Here is a 16980-nt window from a genome sequence, read left to right as displayed (position 1 = left end):
GTGAAACCACAGAAAGGCGAGCACGCTAGATGAATAACAACAATAAGATCTGCCACCCTAATCTGCGGCGCGGGCTGCTGGCCTCGGCGGTTCTCGCCGGGCTGGGGATGACGCCTGTGCAGGCGTTCGAGTTCGATACGGGCAATGAGGACGTTACGGTTCGTTTCGACAACACCTTGAAGTTCAACTACGCACAGCGAGTGGAGGCGCCGAACAGCAAGCTGGCCAACGCTTGGAACAACAACGACGGTAACCGTAATTTTTCCTCCGGCAGCGCGGTTTCGCAGCGCCTTGATGTGTTGTCGGAACTGGACGTGGTCTACAAAAAACAGATGGGTTTTCGGGTCAGTGCCAACAGCTGGTACGACCATGCCTATGACGACGTCGGTAGCTTCAATCCGTCGACCAACCAGCTGAATAATGGCAAGCCCGACTCGAATCATCTGAGCGGCTATGCCGACCGTTATTACAACGGCCCGTCCTCGGAGATCCTTGACGCCTTTGTTTTCGGCAGCACCGAGGTCGGCGACGAATCGCTGTTGAGCGGCAAGGCCGGCAAGCACACCTTGTATTGGGGTGAAAGCGTGCTGGCCTTTGCCCACGGCAACAGCTATGGCCAGTCCGGTCTGGATTTGTCCAAGGCACTTGCGGTGCCAGGGACTGAAGCCAAAGAGCTGTTCATCCCGCGTAACCAGTTGTCCACCAGCTTCACAGTCAACTCGGAGTTGACCCTGGCAGCGCAATACTTTCTCGATTGGGATGCTGCACGGCTGCCGGAGTCGGGCACATACCTGGGCTTCAACGACGGTATCCAGAACGGCGGCCACAACCTGTCGCTGATCGCTGCACGCAATCCCCGTTTCGGCACTCCGGGGCCTTTGGGTGCCAATGAGTTTCTGCGCCTGACCAATGGCCACACCCATACCCCTGACAAGCAAGGTGACTTCGGTCTCATGGCCAAATGGAGTCCGGCGTGGCTCGACGGCACCCTGGGTCTCTACTACCGCAAGACCTCGGACATCCTGCCTAACCTGGTGCTGCAACCGGTGGCGGTCGGCCCGGCTCAGTTGGCTTCGGGCAATGCCGGCAGCTACAACCAGTTCTACGTCGATGACATCGACATCTACGGCTTGAGCCTTTCGAAAAACGTCGCCGGTGTGAGTGTCGGTTTCGATCTGAACTATCGCCACAACATGCCGCTGTCCAGCGTCCCGGCCACCGTCAACCCGGCTCTGGGAGCAGCGAATGCGCCCGGTTTCATCGAAAGCTTCGATGGCGAGAACGGTGTGGCTCGCGGCAACACCGTACACGCGGTGCTCAACGGATTGACCACCTTTGGCGACACCCCGCTGTGGGATTCCTCGACCTTGCTGGTTGAACTCGGATACAGCCGCTGGCTGGACGTGACCGAGAACAAGCAACTGTTCAAGGGCGAGGATTGGTATCACGGCGTCGACAAGGTCACCAAGGACAACTTCATCCTGGGCATGAACTTCAACCCGACCTGGTATCAGGTATTCCCCGGCATCGATCTATCGCTGCCGGTTAGTTACAACGTTGGTCTCGCAGGCCAATCCGCTGTGCAAATGGGCGGTAACAAAGGCACTGGCAGCTATTCGGTCGGCGTTGGCATGGACGTGCACAGCCAGTACCGCTTCGATCTCAAATACGTCGATAACTTCGGCGACTTCGACACCTGTGGTTCATCCGGCAACGCCGCGGCACAGGGCGATGGTGCCGCTCCCGGCGCCAACGGCCAGTACAACTGCGTTCCCGGCCAGACCACTGCTTTTGCGGGTACCCCGGCCCAGCTCAAGGATCGCGGCATGGTCACTTTCACCTTCAAAACCACCCTCTGATATTCGAGATGTGCGTTAACAGGAGACACTCAATGAATTTCGTCAAATCCGTATTGGCCCCCGCGCTGGCTCTGGCCGTTGCAGGCTCTGCGCACGCCGCTGTCAGTGCCGACCAGGCCGCGAAACTTGGCACCACTCTGACCGCCGTCGGCGCGGACAAAGCTGGCAACGCCGATGGCAGCATTCCGGCCTACACCGGTGGCCTGACCGCGCTCCCGGCCGATTTCAAAAACGGTGACTCGTTCCGTCCTGATCCATTCGGCAATGAAAAACCGCGTTTGGTCATCACCGGCAAGAACCTCGCCGAACAGAAAGACAAACTTAGCGCAACGACCCAGGCGTTGCTCACGCGTTACCCGAGCTATCGCCTCGACGTGTACCCGACTCACCGTAGCGTCGCGCTGCCCAAAGCCGTTCTCGATAACACCGCAAAAAACGCGGTGACTGCCAAGACCACCGATGGTGGCTTGTCGCTGGAAAACGTCCTGCCGGGTGTACCGTTCCCGATTCCGGCAGACGGCAACGAAGCGATGTGGAACCACTTGCTGCGCTATCAAGGCGTGGCCATGACCAACAAGTACGACTCATGGAACGTCGATGCCTCAGGCACCGCCTCCTTGAGCTCCACGGGTGTATTCAATATTGAATACCCGCTCTACGCCCCGGCGCGAGCTGTGGGGCCTGTTACTCCCGATGAATCCTTCTACAAGATCAAGCTGACTTACACCGGCCCAGCCCGCCGTGCCGGTGAAGCACTGTTGCTCATGGACTCGGTCAACCCGTTGAAACAACCGCGTCGTGCCTGGCAATACCTGCCGGGACAACGTCGGGTGAAACTGGCACCGGACCTGGCCTACGACACGCCAAATCCAGGCACCGTCGGCACCGCCACTTACGACGACGCATTCGTGTTCAACGGTGCGATGGACCGTTACGACTTCAAGCTGGTGGGCAAGAAAGAACTCTATGTGCCGTACAACACCTACAAGCTGAGCTATCACAAGAACGCGGTAGAGGCGATGACGGCCAACCACGTCAACCCTGACCTGCTGCGCTGGGAGTTGCACCGCGTGTGGGTGGTGGAAGCCACGCTCAAGCCCGGCAAGCGTCACATCTACAGCAAACGTACCTTCTACCTCGACGAGGACAGCTGGATTGCCCTGGCATCTGACGAGTATGACGCTCGTGGCCAGCTCTACCGTGGCGGCTTCTCGCACCTGACCTACAGCTACGACGTGCAAGCCCCGGACACCATCAACCACATGCTCTATGACCTGGTTTCCGGTGCCTACAACATGAATGGTTTCTACGGGCCTTACGGCGGCCTCAAATACATAGACCCGCTGTCCAAGGCGCAGTGGTCGGCCGAGTCGCTGGCCGGCACCGGTATCCGCTAAAACCCCACGATCCTGCAGGAGCGAGCGGGCGGCGATCCGACTTGCCCGCGCCTGCAGAGGTCTGTGGTGTGCACCCGAGACAATAATAATGACAATGATCAAATGGACCCTGCTCGCCGCGCTGGCATCAGCGATGGCTGTGCCGTTTGCCCGTCCGGTGATTGCCGGCGGGTTTGCCGATGTGCTCGACACACCCGCGCTGCAAAGTGAGTTTGCCGTGCATTCGACCTACACCGGGCTGACCCGGGCCGGTGAGCGATTGGTCGCCGTTGGCCAACGCGGTCATATCCTTTACTCCGATGATGCCGGCGAACACTGGAAGCAAGCACAGGTTCCGGTCAGTTCGGACCTGGTTGCAGTCACATTCCCCACACCGCAGTCGGGCTGGGCTGTCGGGCACGACGGTGTGGTCCTGCACAGCAGCGACGCTGGGCAAACCTGGAACCGGCAACTGGACGGGCGTCAGATCGGCCGGGTGATGCTTGAGTACTATCAACCCCGACTCGCCGATCAGCCAGACGATGCCGATCTGCAAGCGCGTGTCAGCGAAGCGCGGCGAATGCTCGATGAGGGCGCCGACAAAGCCTTTCTGGATGTCTGGTTCGAGAATGCCCGGGTAGGCTACATCGTTGGTGCTTTCAATCTGATTTTTCGCACTGACAATGGTGGCCTTGACTGGACACCGCTGCTGGAGCGTACCGACAACCCCGCGGCATTGAATTTGTATGCATTGCGCCCCGTAGGCAATGATCTGTATATCGCCGGTGAGCAGGGCCTGGTGCTGAAGCTGGACCGTGCCAGCGGCCGATTCAATGCCACGCCAACGCCTTATAACGGCAGCTTTTTCGGAGTTACCGGTAAGCCGGGGGTGGCGCTGGTTTTCGGTCTGCGCGGTAACGTCTTTCGCAGCACCGATGACGGCACGAGCTGGAGCAAGGTTGAACTCGGTCTCCCTCTTAGCATTACCGCCAGTTCCGTGACCGCCGATGGCCGGATCGTACTCGTCAGCCAGGCCGGTCATGTGCTGGTCAGCACCGACGAAGGCGCCAGTTTTCATCCCCGACAGCACACCGTGACGTCCCCGATAGCCGCTGCGCAAGTGACGTCTGATGGTTCGCTGGTACTCGCGGGTACCCAAGGTCTGCGACGATTGGCCCTCGACTGAGCCCGGCATTACAAAGAGAACAACATCATGGGTCACTACGAACTCGAAACAATGCCGGTCATCCGCGAGCTGAAGGGTTTCGATGCCTGCTCTGGTAATGGCCTCGAACGGCTGATCTTCAATAATCGCCTGTGGGTGGTGCTGGCTTGCCTGATCGTGACGGTAGCGCTGAGCTACTTGGCAACCACGCGACTGACGCTCAACGCCAGCTTCGAAAAAATGCTCCCGCAGAGCCAGCCCTTCATCAAAAATTATCTGGAAAACCGCCAGGCCTTGCGGGGACTGGGCAATGCGGTGCGGGTGGTGGTGGAGAGCAGTAACGGCGATATTTTCGACCCTCATTATCTGAATGTCCTGAAAGAGATCAACGACGAACTCTTCGTCACCCCGGGCGTCGACCGTGCTTGGATGAAATCGCTGTGGACGCCGGCAGTGCGCTGGACCGAAGTCACCGAGCAAGGATTCCAGGGTGGCCCGGTAATGCCCGATTCCTATGACGGATCAGTGCAAAGTGTTCAGCAGTTGCGCCAGAACATTGCTCGCTCGGGCATTGTCGGCAACCTGATCGGCAACAATTTCAAGTCGAGCATGGTGTTCGTGCCGCTGCTGGAGAAAGACCCGGTCACTGGCCAGGCCATCGACTATCACCAATTCTCCAGAACCATTGAAGAGAAGCTGCGTGACAAGTACGAGTTCGACGGGGCCGTACGGGTGACCAGCGAGGAGGGCAAGGGCCCGATCAAGATTCGCGTGATCGGCTTCGCCAAACTGGTCGGCGACCTGATCGATGGATTGATGCAGGTCATGCTGTATTTCGGCGCCGCCGCACTGATAGCCACGGCGATTATCTTCTACTTCACTCGGTGCGTGCGCAGCACGGCGTTGGTCATCCTGTGCTCGGTGATCGCAGTCGTCTGGCAGTTGGGACTGGTGGCGCTGTTCGGCTTCGCGCTGGACCCGTTTTCGATTCTGGTACCGTTCCTGGTGTTTGCCATTGGCGTATCCCATGGCGCGCAAAAGATGAACGGCATCATGCAGGACGTCGGACGCGGCACTCATCAGTTGATCGCCGCGCGTTATACCTTTCGCCGACTGTTTCTCGCCGGCCTCACCGCATTGCTGGCCGACGCCGTGGGGTTTGCCGTGTTGATGCTGATCGACATTCCGGTGATCCAGGACCTGGCGGTCACCGCCAGCATCGGCGTCGCGGTGCTGATCTTCACCAACCTGGTGCTGCTCCCGGTGCTGCTGTCGTATTGGGGCGTCAGCCGAAAGGCCGCCGAACGCAGTTTGCGCGCAGAAAATAAAGAGCTGCGGGGCCGCGGCATGGGCGCGTTGTGGTGTTTTCTCGACAAATTCACCGAGCGCCGCTGGGCGGCCATCGCCGTCAGTGTGGCGGGGCTGCTGGCCGTGGGCGGCTTCATGGTCAGCACCCAGTTGAAGATCGGTGACCTCGACCCCGGCGCCCCCGAGCTGCGGGCCGATTCGCGCTACAACCGCGACAACGCCTACATCACCGCGAACTATTCGCTGTCCAGCGATCAGTTCGCGGTGATGCTCAAGACCCCCAGCGAAGGCTGTCTGAAATATGAAAGCCTGGTGGAAGCCGATCGCCTGGGCTGGTTGTTGCAGCAACAACCGGGTGTGCAAACCACGGTGTCGCTGGTGAACGCCGTACGGCAGATCACTGCGGGTTCCTATGAAGGCAACCCGAAGATGCTGACCATCGCGCGTAATCAGGATGTGCTCAACTACGGTGCTCAGCAGGCGTCCGTCAGTAATCAGGACCTGTTCAACAACGATTGTTCGATGATGCCGATCATCGCGTATCTGGCGGACCACAAGGCCGAAACCCTGGATCGCGTGGTGCGAGTGGCCGAAGGCTTCGCCCGTGAACACAGTAATAGCGAGCGTCAGTTTATGTTGGCGGCCGGCAGTGCCGGGATTGAAGCAGCGACCAATATCGTCGTGCGTGAGGCCAACCGCACCATGCTGTTTTACGTGTATGGCGCGGTGATCGTGTTGTGCTTCATCACCTTCCGCAGCTGGCGGGCGGTGGTGGTCGCTGTAGTGCCGCTGATGCTGACCTCGATCCTCTGCGAAGCGCTGATGGTCTGGTTGGGCATGGGCGTGAAAGTCGCGACTTTACCGGTGATAGCCCTTGGTGTCGGCATCGGCGTGGACTACGCGTTGTACCTGCTGAGCGTGCAACTGGCCCAGCAGCGTGCCGGGTTGTCGTTGACCGAGGCTTATCGCAATGCCGTGGCATTCACCGGCAAGGTGGTGGCGCTGGTTGGCATTACCCTGGCTGCCGGCGTGATCACCTGGGCCTGGTCGCCGATCAAGTTTCAGGCCGACATGGGCATCCTGCTGACCTTCATGTTCATCTGGAACATGGTCGGTGCTTTAGTGCTGATCCCGGCGTTGTCACATTTCCTGTTGCAGAAAGTGAGTAGATCCAATCATGTCTGATTACAAAGCGCCCCTGCGCGATATGCGCTTCGTCCTCAATGAAGTTTTCGAGGTCGCCAAACTCTGGGCCGAGCTGCCTGCACTGGCCGAGACCGTCGATGCGGAAACGGTCGAAGCCATCCTGGAAGAAGCCGGCAAAGTCACCAGCAAAAGCATCGCACCGCTGAGTCGTGCCGCTGACGAAGAAGGTTGCCATTGGGCGGACGGTGCCGTCACCACGCCGGCGGGTTTCCCGCAGGCCTATCAGACCTACGCCGAAGGCGGCTGGGTCGGCGTCGGTGGCGATCCGGCCTACGGTGGCATGGGCATGCCCAAGGCCGTTTCGGCCCAGGTCGAAGAAATGGTCAACTCCGCCAGCCTGTCCTTCGGTCTGTATCCGATGCTGACCGCCGGCGCTTGCCTGTCGATCAACGCCCACGCCAGCGAAGAGCTGAAAGCCGCGTACCTGCCGAACATGTATGCCGGCGTCTGGGCCGGTTCCATGTGCCTGACCGAACCACACGCCGGTTCCGACCTGGGGATCATTCGCACCAAGGCCGAACCTCAGGCCGACGGTTCCTACAAGGTCAGCGGCACCAAGATCTTCATCACCGGTGGCGAACACGACCTGACCGAAAACATCATCCACCTGGTGCTGGCCAAGCTGCCGGATGCACCGGCGGGGCCGAAAGGCATTTCGCTGTTTCTGGTGCCCAAGTTCATGGTCAATGCCGACGGCAGCCTGGGCGCGCGCAACCCGGCAAACTGTGGTTCGATCGAACACAAGATGGGCATCCAGGCATCCGCCACCTGCGTGATGAACTTCGACGAGGCCGTGGGTTACCTGGTCGGCGAGCCGAACAAAGGCCTGGCGGCGATGTTCACCATGATGAACTACGAGCGACTGGGCGTGGGTATCCAGGGCCTGGCCACGGGCGAGCGCTCGTACCAGAACGCCGTGGAATACGCGCGTGATCGCCTGCAAAGCCGTGCGCCAACCGGCGCACAGAACAAGGACAAAGTGGCTGACCCGATCATCGTCCACCCGGACGTGCGTCGCATGCTGCTGACCATGAAAGCCTCGAACGAAGGTGGCCGTGCGTTCTCCACCTACGTGGCGATGCAACTGGACACCGCCAAGTTCAGCGAAGATGCCGTCACCCGCAAGCGTGCGGAAGACCTGGTGGCGTTGCTGACTCCGGTGGCCAAGGCGTTCCTCACCGACCTCGGCCTGGAAACCACCGTACACGGTCAACAGATCTTCGGCGGCCACGGTTACATCCGTGAGTGGGGCCAGGAGCAACTGGTGCGTGACGTACGCATCACCCAGATCTACGAAGGCACCAACGGCATCCAGGCACTGGACCTGGTCGGGCGCAAGATCGTCGGCAGCGGCGGGGCGTTCTACAACCTGTTCGCCGACGAGATTCGTCACTTCACGGCGACCGCCAGCGCGGACCTCGCCGAGTTCACCAAGCCGCTGAACGACGCCGTAACCACCCTTGATGAACTGACCGCGTGGTTGCTGGACCGGGTCAAAAGCAATCCGAACGAAATCGGTGCGGCGTCGGTCGAGTATCTGCAGGTGTTCGGCTACGTGGCCTACGCCTACATGTGGGCCCTGATGGCCAAGGCGGCTTTCGGCAAGGAGGCGCAAGACGATTTCTACGCCAGCAAACTGGGCACGGCGCGGTTCTATTTCGCCCGCCTGTTGCCGCGCATTCACTCGTTGAGCGCGTCGGTGAAGGCCGGTAGCGAATCGCTGTTCCTGCTGGATGCTGCGCAGTTCTGAAAATGTTCTCTATTCAATTTGCCATCCGTGTCGCCAATTTTTACAGGTGGTTAGTGTGACCGGTTGAATCCACAGCTGATTGCTGCATTTCGTCACCTGCGGCTTGGGATGGCTTTAGACGGCAAGGGATTTACCCTGATTTGTGGGTGAAGGACGGTAGTAACGAAAAATCGTGTGAAGCGCTGGAGGTTACAGAACATGGGACCTGCAAAGCTATTCAAGAATCAACCTCAGTTGAGGTTTAAATCTGTGGGAAAAGCCCGTCGTAGAGCAAGACAGGAGCAAGATGCCCGACAAGACCAAAAGCGCCGAAAGCAGCGCCGTGTCGGGCCGCGAGCCGAAAACCGAAATTAATCTTATAAGAGGATTTAAAGCGACGAAGTGAGTGAACCCGAGGCAGGCTCGGGCCTCAACCGGGGGCATTTTATCGGCAAACCTAGTCTCTGTTAGGCGTACCCAAAACTACGTTATGACCGACAGCCAAAAGCAGTCATCCGATTCGTTAATGCCTACGGCTCATTTGTGCTTTCCAAAAGCCCAGTCAGAATCAAATCTGATGCGGAGCTTGGCCTCGTAAGCGTGGAAAATCTGCGCCCTTATACTTGCCCACCAGCGTCTGGACTGGCCACACTTCCTCCTTCAGTCGTACCATCCACACTGATTCCAGTGCCAATCCAAGGCCTCTGGACTTACTCGGTGAGAGTTTTGTTTTGGTTGGCGAAGCGGGGAACCATCCAACTTTCCGTACTCAGTATCTTCCAGTTTTGGTGATACCCGTACGACCATCGTCTCGGACTCGATGGCAATCAGTCTTAGATCGAACAACGTATGGATATCCGCCCGTAACAGCAGGCCATTGGATACAACGTTGGTGTGGTCGCCCTTATAGGGGTGGACGTGCGCGGCCTCGAGTACAGCGGGCAGATTGCAGCCTGTTATGGCACAGGCATCGCCATAGGCGTCCATTAGAGCTTTGCGGAAAGCGGGTTGCCCTCTGCGACGGATGATGTCGGCGGTTGCGCGCTTTCTGGCATCGGCGACGTCTGTAGGATCAAAGATGACTGCTTGCTCAGCAGCATCTTCAGCGACTGCTAGTGCTTCTTCGACAGGATTCGAAACCCGTCGAATAGAGACGCCAAATCGGCTCCCCGATGATGCGTCGGGGTAAATTTCCCAAATGCCATGCTGAGCCGGATCGTAAATCTCAAAGATGCCCTTGCCGACCTTGAACAGTCTGTCGTAACGGTTGCCCTGGTCAGTCCTTCGAGGCTTTTCGTTTTGCGAGTAGCCAGTCCGGGCTGGAGAGTTAACAGCCATCATGTAGAGGTCTGCCAAGTTCTTGGTGTTGTACCCCGGATCACGGGCGAGTATCCAATCTTCGACCTGCTTGCGACTGGCGGTGCCCCCAAGTTGAGTCACGGCAGCAAGGGCTTTCTCCCACATGCGACTGTCCCCTAGGTTGCCTCCACCAGTGTCTTTTTCGGAAGCCTTGCCTTGAATGAGTCTTATCAGCCTGGCCATTCTGCCCTTACCAACATTCATCGCAAACTTCAGGCCGGGTTCCCGCGGTAAATCCAGCTCATTGAGCACCTCCGAGATGTCCTTCATAAGGTATCCGTATGCCTTCGTGGTGCGATTGAATCGAGCGGCCAGCTCCTCACAGGCCTGATTCTCTGAGTAGCGAACCCCGGCCTCTTGCTTCTCTACCATTCGGTGGTAGGCCTCGACAGATGCTAGAAGCTCTTTGTCGCTCCAATTGGCCAAAGGTCGTCCTCCCATGAATGCTATGTTTGCGTTTAAGCGAATTTCTGGTGGGCGCGCTGCCACAGTTCGTGCGCGTCATCGATTAGGCTGACGGCAATCGATTCCCTCGTATCTGGATCTCGGAGGAGCGCCAGGTCCTCGTTGGAAGGGGCATGTAGGTTCACATTGAACTTAGAGAACTTCCAGAACAGGTTGCCCGAATTGCGATTGTTGGGTGCAATCTCTCGACTCAGCGCTAATAGGCGCTCCCGGTCTTCCGGGAACTGCTCACCGTCACAGTAGTAGCCACAGTAGAGACGGTGGTTGAGTTCGATGTACACACCACCATTCATAAACGTAAAGGGGAAAGAGAGGCCGATATATTTGCTGTTTTTGGCCTTTTTGTAATAGGTGGAAACCGCCTCCTTCGTGGCCGAAATTTCGGGCTTCCCGAGGTGTGGATACTGGCTCGCTTGGCAAGCCGTCATGCGCTCCCAAATATCAAACTGTAGGTCGGCCAATACGGACATGAATGCATGGTTGATGTCGGCGATCACGAAGAGGTTCTCGCCTAGCAGGATCTGTTCTTTTAGCTTGCTCATGTAGATCTCGCCCTGGTCACTGGATGTCAGCTTTTGGAGTAGTTCGATGAACTGGAAAACGCTTTCCCGCACGCCGGGCTCGCGGGCAACCAGCGGGATACAATCCTTCAGCCATGCGAGGATTTCGGCTTCGTAGCTGAGAAGAACTACAGGCAGGGACTTGCGACTCTGTTCACTGGGCTCGGAACCATCCAAGGTGAGATACGTGGTCCAAATCTCGCCGTAGCCTTCCGCCTGCACTCGTTGGTGGTAGCGCCAGAGCTGCTCGTCCTGATCACCGGCGTAGATCTTGTTCTCGATGATCACTGCCTGCTTGGATTGGTTGCGGACCAGGATATCGATGTTCTGGTACTCGACCTCGACAATCGCATTCTCTGAATCGAAGTTCTGGATGCCCAGTCGCTTCAACAGGAGATTCAGCAGCGCTGTTCCCTGATTGTGGGTAGCCTTAGGGTTGAGCAGGAAGGCGAGGAACCGCGAGTGAAGCCGAACCTCGTCACTTGAGCTGCGGAGTACGGAGAAGAGGTTGAAGCCCGCCGGGCGCTGATACCTCGCGCGCAGCAGAGCCACAGTTTGCAAAAAATCGTCCATGAGAGAGGGTCTCTGATTAAGGCCGAGTTACGGCGCGCAGTATCAGGCAAATCACGCGCCGACGTAATGGCTATTTGCTGCTGCGGGCAACATACAAGTCTTGTTTTTGAGCTGTGTCGACCGCTCAGACCTTACCAATCAAACGTTTTCCGAAGTCGCATCGCACTGAGTAATCCGGAATCGCTTTAAACAGCCCCCGCTTTTGTAGGCACTTGATCATGCTTATAACCGTTCTCTGCCTACCGTGAATGACCGGCTTTGGTCGTTTACTACCCTTGGCGACAGGCAACAATCGGCCATTTGCAGTCGCTCACATCCTCAGAGTTACCACCCGGTAGCTACCACTTGGCAACGCGGGAGCCTGCCGCTCGCCTCTTGCTTCAAATAGGTCAGGCAATCGTTCGTCTATGGCCATCCAACTAACACTTCCTGCGTAAAGACTGCGCTTCGCGGCAAGATCCCGCTCGCCACGACGTTTTCCAGGGTGGTCGCCGGATCGGCGACAAAGAACATTAGTACCAGCCCCCGCTGGGCACGAGTGCAGCAGACGTAAAGCAGTCGCAGCGTTCGGCTCCAAGTGTTTTCATCACCGCCCAGTGCTCGTGCACGATCTGCAGCGCGGGCCTCAGCACTCGCGAAGACTCGCTCGTAGTTGTACGTTCGGTAGTCGCTTTCTTCCTCGTCCATAACCACCATGACGCGTTCAAACTGCGCTCCCTTCACACCGTGCTGTGTAGCATACGGGGAGCCTTCTGAGACATAGCGCTCATAGGGCCAAAGCTCTTGTGCAGAGCACTTGAAGAACTTGGCCATTGCCGCGTCCGAGGATAGTCCTTCGGCCGGAACTGCATCAGCAGCCTCGGGCTCCTGAGCAGCGTCAGCAACATCCCTGACAAATCCAAGAACACGCGCATAGCGATCGTCGAACTCGAAAAGACCCGTGTCACAGAGATGGAGTGCTATGTCACCAATGGTGGTCCCTGCCTCGTCCAGCATGGCGACAAGTCTCGACATAGCAGCGTGCAGTTCTCGCAATACAGCCGCGGCACGTCGTCCGGTAAGAGCCCCTGGCGCCAGACGCGGGCTGAACTTCCGGAGCAGGTTCATCGCCGCGAACTCGTTGCCGGCCTTCACGGCGGAAATGATCGGTAGCGCAAAACTTAGAAAGGGTCGAACGGGCCAGCCGGTGCCATCCTGCATCCCCTGCTTCATACCCTCCGATGTCTTATCGTTCAGCGCCGAGTAGATGCCACCGAAGCCGAGCCGGTTTGCGGCCATGCGGTGCACGATGACAAGAATCTTGAGCGCGATGTCTGGGGTCGTCCAACCTTCGTCGTTGTTCGTCGCCGCACTCCACGCCTGGACTCTTGCCAGGGCCTCAATTCGGTTCAGCGTGTTCGGCAGGACGAACATCCGGGCCGAGCCCTCCACCGGCTTGAGATCTCCATCAACCCTTTCGTGCAGCCCGCGGACTTGCTCCATGCCGTCGCCCTGCGCGCGCACGGCGTTGGCGACGTCAAGGATCTGCTTGGCACAGCGAAAATTCTCTGGTTTCGTGATGGCCCGCCAATGGTCCTCAAGCGGGATGTCTCCCGCCCCTCTCATGAAGATCGCTTGCATCGGGTCGCCAAAAAAACCGAGACAGAACTTGCGCCGCATCTGGGCTTCCACTTCCTTGAAGGACTTCACCACGCTCGGGAACGTGTCCTGACTCTCGTCGATGAACACAAACGGGAAGTTCAGCGCTACGACCCGTCGGAACAGCGGGCGATTTTGCAGCAGGAAGTCGGCGAGCTGAAGGATGTCCTCGTGGCCGAGGATGCCCTTCGCGTAGTCACTGCCCACGCCGTAGTTGAAAGTCTTGACGCCAGCAATAGCCTCCAGGTTTCGGACATAACGCTCCTGGTCAGCCTTGTTCCTGTCGCGTGTGGTCTGCCGAACGCGCGAGCTGTAGTTCTTGAACTCTTCTTCCAGCTCGGAGATCCGCCTGCGGATGTCGTTCTGTAGCCAAACCTTAATGTCCGCCTGAAACGTCTTGGTAATAGACCAGTAGAAGCTGTGGATGGTCGAGACATGAACCAGCGGGTCGTCGTTAACATCCGCCAAGATTTCTTTGGCGGCGAGGTCGGTATATGTGATGCAGGCGACCTTCTGCTTTTTCGCCCGCATGCTGGCACCGTGCTCTGAGATCACCCAGTCCAGCGCCTTGATAAGGGAGGTGGTCTTGCCGGAGCCTGCGCCGGCGCGGACCACGAACGGCTGCGGGGGGGTCGCGGCAATACAAGCTTGGATCTCGCGGTCAGCGTCGGTGTCTGGACTATCAATTCGCCTGCTCATGTCGTCTACCCCGCGTCTGCAATCACGGCGACAACACCGGCTGCAGTCGGCTCAATTGTCGCGACCTCGGTGGCAACAGCCGCGTTCGCCTCAATCTCGTGGGCCACTTTGGCTTCGAGCCACGCTAAGCCCTCGGCGATGTACGTGGGGACCTTCCAGCAGTTGAGCGGCCCGCTTGCGAGGACCTCCAGCGCAAAGCGAGTCTTGTCGAAGTTCTTGCCGATCACCCTGGCGTGCAACTTCTCAGCCAGTTCCTCAGGGCTGTTTGGTGCGCGCTTCAGCTTGAGTCCGACCGCTCGGTTAGCCTCAGCCTGACACCAGTCGGAGTTCTCAAGACCGAAGGCCTCCTCAAGCGTACGGCCACAGAGCTGCGAGGTCGTGGCACCCACCGTCACCAAAACCTTGGTTTGATAGGCCACCCGAACCTCAGCGCTGGCCCCCTCGGCAAGCGCCAGCGTCTTTTGCTCCGCCGTGACTTCCCAGAGTTCGGCTACCGACCGCTTCTTAGGGATCCAGCTGATAAGGGTTTGGTTGGAGGTGACGGCCCCCTCCACGTGAGCATGGCAGGTGCTGCCACGCTTTTTGGACTTTTTCTTGCCGCCCGGTGCTGCTTCGTCGTCGTCTTCGAGCTCGAAGGGCTTCAGGTCGTCGTCCTCGTTATCTCCGTCGACGGTGCCGCCAGCTCCTGCATCTTGCTCGGCGGCATCCTCGGCATCCGTCTTGACTGTTACGCTGTCCAGATCCGTGATAACCAGCGTAGTGAGTCCAAGGAAGGCGATCAATTCCTGGAACCGATGCGCGAACGCGCCACCGACTTCAAGGATGGTCAGGGCGGAGGAACGCAGGCGCTTGGCCGCCGACTCGATCATGGCTGGTAAGAGCAGGCGCTCGACATTGCCCTCCACCAAGATGATCGCATCGGAAAAGAAGAGATCGCAGTGTGTCAGTTTCAGATACCGCTGCAAGAATTCGCGCGCTGGAGCGTCGGCCGCGCCCGTCTTGAAGAGCGAAAGATTCCTTACCTCGGTATTATGGTCCAGCTTGTCGCTGACACGGCGGAAGTACCTGATGGGAGAGAACCCGCGCTCATAGAGGATGTGTGGGGAGTGCGTGGTGACAACGAGCTGCGTGTGGAATAACGTCGCGTGATCGTTGGCATCCTCAAGGAGGCGCAAAACGTTCCTGATGAAGACCTGCTGGATCTGCGCGTGCAGATGCGCCTCAGGCTCTTCAATGAATACCAGATGCAGTGGCGCCCGTTTTTCTTCCTCAGCTTTCCACTGCTCGTGCAGGTCGAGGAGTTCAACCACCATATAGACTAGGTTCTTGAACCCCAGACCGTTATAGCTGTCGGGAAGTTGCGCGGTGACCGCACCAGGAACCACGTAGTGAACCTTGGCATCCTGCGCCAGGACGGTGGTCGGATCCAAGACTGCCCGAATCACGATCTCGGGGTTGTTGACGCCTGGATAGCCGAGTTTGGCGAGGCGCTTGAGGGTGTCGCTGAAGACTTCCTCCAGGTGGAAGTTCAGTTCTTTCTCCGATGTATCGAGCGCTTTAAGCGCTGCATGGTCGTCGCCACGCTTCTCCAGATTGCGGTGATAGAAACGGCTCAGACGCCGTGACAAGCTCTCGGCGCGGTCGGAGCTGCCAGCATCCGGGTCATCGAGGTGCCGCTGCGCGCGCAGGAAGTCCACCCTCACCAGAGACTTGAGAATGGCCGCGCCACCCGGCTCCTTGCCTAGGGGCAGCGGCTCATAATCGGCCTCCTTTGCCTGATAGCCGACAAATGCGCGCTCATCGAGCACGTAGTAGCGGAACATATATTCCTTGTTCAGCTCCTTGGTGAGGTACTTCGTCAAACTTTCCGGCCAGGGCTTGTACTCGCCGGGATCCGCTACCACCGCAGCCGCATTTTCCGCGCCTGCCTCCGCGGCTGAACTGCGCCTAGCCACCAGTGCGGTCGCTGCGTTGTTGGCCTTTTCATGCAGTTCATGGAACTTCCGGACGAGCGCATGGGCGTCCCGAGGCTCGAACGCCACCCGGATCCCGACGCACTTGCCGTCCCACTCCGTGCTCGGAAGAAGCGACATTGCAGTGGCGAGGTCGTCTTCACCGACGCGGAACCAGAGATCCAAAAGAATGGACGGCAACTGCTTGGGCGCGTCCTCATCGCCTGGAGGCGTCCTGCCGATGGCGTCGATCTCGGCCCACAGCGCCGCGCTGAAGTCGAAGAGTTCGAACTTCTTCGCTTCGCCACGGAGCATCGAGAACAGGCCTTGTACGGCAGACGTCTTGCCGCTGTTGTTGGCGCCAACGAAGATGGAAATCTCGTCGTCAAGCTCGATGACGACGTCGCGCAGTCGGCGATAGTTCTGCAGCCGATATGCCTGTAGCTTCATGATCACCTCTTCCTAAGTGTTGCCGGGACAGCTAGGTGCTGAGCACGTAGGCCGGCTGCTTTCCTTTGAGCGCTCGCGCTTTTTCCCACTTGCTGAATCTAGCAGCATCTATGTGCGGATGCCGAGATGAGATTTATGTAGCGCACGCCATGCTGACTCGCCACGCTAAACTTCCAATCAGCACATCCACGCCGAAATAACGACGACCTTACCTATACATACATGCATCAGAGAGCTGGCTGCACGGATCGCAGTCCTTGGAATAACTGTGTCGAATGCAAGTGACTGATCCGCAGCTATGCAAGCGGGTGGTCAGATCGAGTGCAATTTCGCACATGCACTCAACCGGGTCCCTTGAAACAAGTAAAAGTACCATCGCTTCGCATTCCCGAGGCGGCCTGGGATCACTTGGTCAACGGCAAGGCCGCATTGGACTGGGTGATGGAGTGCCAAACGATGCGTACTGACAAAGCCAGCGGAATCGTTAATGACGCCAACGATTGGGCCGTGGAAACCATGGGCAACCTAAGTCTCCTCTAGAGCTGTTGAACAACACATGCAAGCCTTCTAGATGCTTTTGAGCGTCTGCTTTTGGCCGTTTTCTGCCTGTCACGAAGGGCTGCAACCCTAAGCTGACGTTT

9 protein-coding genes and 1 pseudogene are annotated in these 16980 nt (G+C 58.3%); 6 read left to right on the top strand and 4 right to left on the bottom strand.

What is annotated here, in order from left to right; translation table 11 throughout:
• Nucleotides 1–29 precede the first annotated feature (29 nt).
• From JUI81_RS00830 to JUI81_RS00810, 5 genes are all read left to right on the top strand, one after another.
• Nucleotides 30–1859, top strand: coding sequence for a DUF1302 domain-containing protein (locus JUI81_RS00830; protein ID WP_204123397.1), 1830 nt, complete (start codon nt 30–32; stop codon nt 1857–1859).
• A gap of 32 nt (nt 1860–1891) precedes the next feature.
• Nucleotides 1892–3256 carry a DUF1329 domain-containing protein gene (locus JUI81_RS00825; protein WP_204123396.1) on the top strand — a complete coding sequence of 455 codons (1365 nt, stop codon included), beginning with the start codon at nt 1892–1894 and terminating at the stop codon, nt 3254–3256.
• Between the two features lie 88 nt (nt 3257–3344).
• Nucleotides 3345–4421 (top strand): YCF48-related protein, encoded by a 1077-nt coding sequence (locus tag JUI81_RS00820; protein WP_204123395.1) that lies wholly within the window; start codon nt 3345–3347, stop codon nt 4419–4421.
• Between the two features lie 27 nt (nt 4422–4448).
• Nucleotides 4449–6893 (top strand): RND family transporter, encoded by a 2445-nt coding sequence (locus tag JUI81_RS00815; protein ID WP_204123394.1) that lies wholly within the window; start codon nt 4449–4451, stop codon nt 6891–6893.
• Nucleotides 6886–8664: an acyl-CoA dehydrogenase C-terminal domain-containing protein gene (locus JUI81_RS00810; protein WP_204123393.1), complete on the top strand. Its 1779-nt coding sequence runs from the start codon at nt 6886–6888 to the stop codon at nt 8662–8664. Before JUI81_RS00815 ends, JUI81_RS00810 begins: the two co-directional genes overlap by 8 nt.
• Before the next feature lie 639 nt (nt 8665–9303).
• On the opposite strand, the gene JUI81_RS00805 is transcribed toward JUI81_RS00810, so the two are convergent.
• The 4 genes from JUI81_RS00805 to JUI81_RS00790 all read right to left on the bottom strand — a co-directional run bounded on the left by JUI81_RS00805 (nt 9304) and on the right by JUI81_RS00790 (nt 16339).
• On the bottom strand, nt 9304–10272 hold the full coding sequence (locus JUI81_RS00805) for an HNH endonuclease (protein WP_239077631.1): 969 nt from the start codon (nt 10270–10272) through the stop codon (nt 9304–9306).
• A gap of 188 nt (nt 10273–10460) precedes the next feature.
• The gene (locus JUI81_RS00800) at nt 10461–11600 is read right to left on the bottom strand and encodes a PD-(D/E)XK nuclease family protein (protein WP_204123392.1); all 1140 of its coding nucleotides are present in this window, start codon (nt 11598–11600) and stop codon (nt 10461–10463) included.
• A gap of 405 nt (nt 11601–12005) precedes the next feature.
• Nucleotides 12006–13937, bottom strand: a complete 1932-nt coding sequence (locus JUI81_RS00795) for a UvrD-helicase domain-containing protein (protein WP_204123391.1) — start codon at nt 13935–13937, stop codon at nt 12006–12008.
• A gap of 5 nt (nt 13938–13942) precedes the next feature.
• Nucleotides 13943–16339 carry an ATP-dependent endonuclease gene (locus tag JUI81_RS00790; protein WP_204123390.1) on the bottom strand — a complete coding sequence of 799 codons (2397 nt, stop codon included), beginning with the start codon at nt 16337–16339 and terminating at the stop codon, nt 13943–13945.
• A 384-nt stretch (nt 16340–16723) separates the two neighbouring features.
• Here JUI81_RS00790 and JUI81_RS32080 point away from each other — a divergent pair.
• Nucleotides 16724–16884: pseudogene (locus JUI81_RS32080) on the top strand (type ISP restriction/modification enzyme); the annotation flags it as partial.
• Nucleotides 16885–16980 lie beyond the last annotated feature (96 nt).

Source organism: Pseudomonas sp. 008 (assembly GCF_016861935.1).
Classification (GTDB): domain Bacteria; phylum Pseudomonadota; class Gammaproteobacteria; order Pseudomonadales; family Pseudomonadaceae; genus Aquipseudomonas.
This window is presented reverse-complemented; position numbering and strand designations above follow the sequence as displayed.

Excerpts from the sequence above, each read along its gene's own strand:
- JUI81_RS00830 (WP_204123397.1), top strand. The coding sequence starts at position 30 with ATGAATAACAACAATAAGATCTGCCACCCTAATCTGCGGCGCGGGCTG.
- JUI81_RS00825 (WP_204123396.1), top strand. The coding sequence starts at position 1,892 with ATGAATTTCGTCAAATCCGTATTGGCCCCCGCGCTGGCTCTGGCCGTT.
- JUI81_RS00820 (WP_204123395.1), top strand. The coding sequence starts at position 3,345 with ATGACAATGATCAAATGGACCCTGCTCGCCGCGCTGGCATCAGCGATG.
- JUI81_RS00815 (WP_204123394.1), top strand. The coding sequence starts at position 4,449 with ATGGGTCACTACGAACTCGAAACAATGCCGGTCATCCGCGAGCTGAAG.
- JUI81_RS00810 (WP_204123393.1), top strand. The coding sequence starts at position 6,886 with ATGTCTGATTACAAAGCGCCCCTGCGCGATATGCGCTTCGTCCTCAAT.
- JUI81_RS00805 (WP_239077631.1), bottom strand. The coding sequence starts at position 10,272 with ATGAAGGACATCTCGGAGGTGCTCAATGAGCTGGATTTACCGCGGGAA.
- JUI81_RS00800 (WP_204123392.1), bottom strand. The coding sequence starts at position 11,600 with ATGGACGATTTTTTGCAAACTGTGGCTCTGCTGCGCGCGAGGTATCAG.
- JUI81_RS00795 (WP_204123391.1), bottom strand. The coding sequence starts at position 13,937 with ATGAGCAGGCGAATTGATAGTCCAGACACCGACGCTGACCGCGAGATC.
- JUI81_RS00790 (WP_204123390.1), bottom strand. The coding sequence starts at position 16,339 with ATGAAGCTACAGGCATATCGGCTGCAGAACTATCGCCGACTGCGCGAC.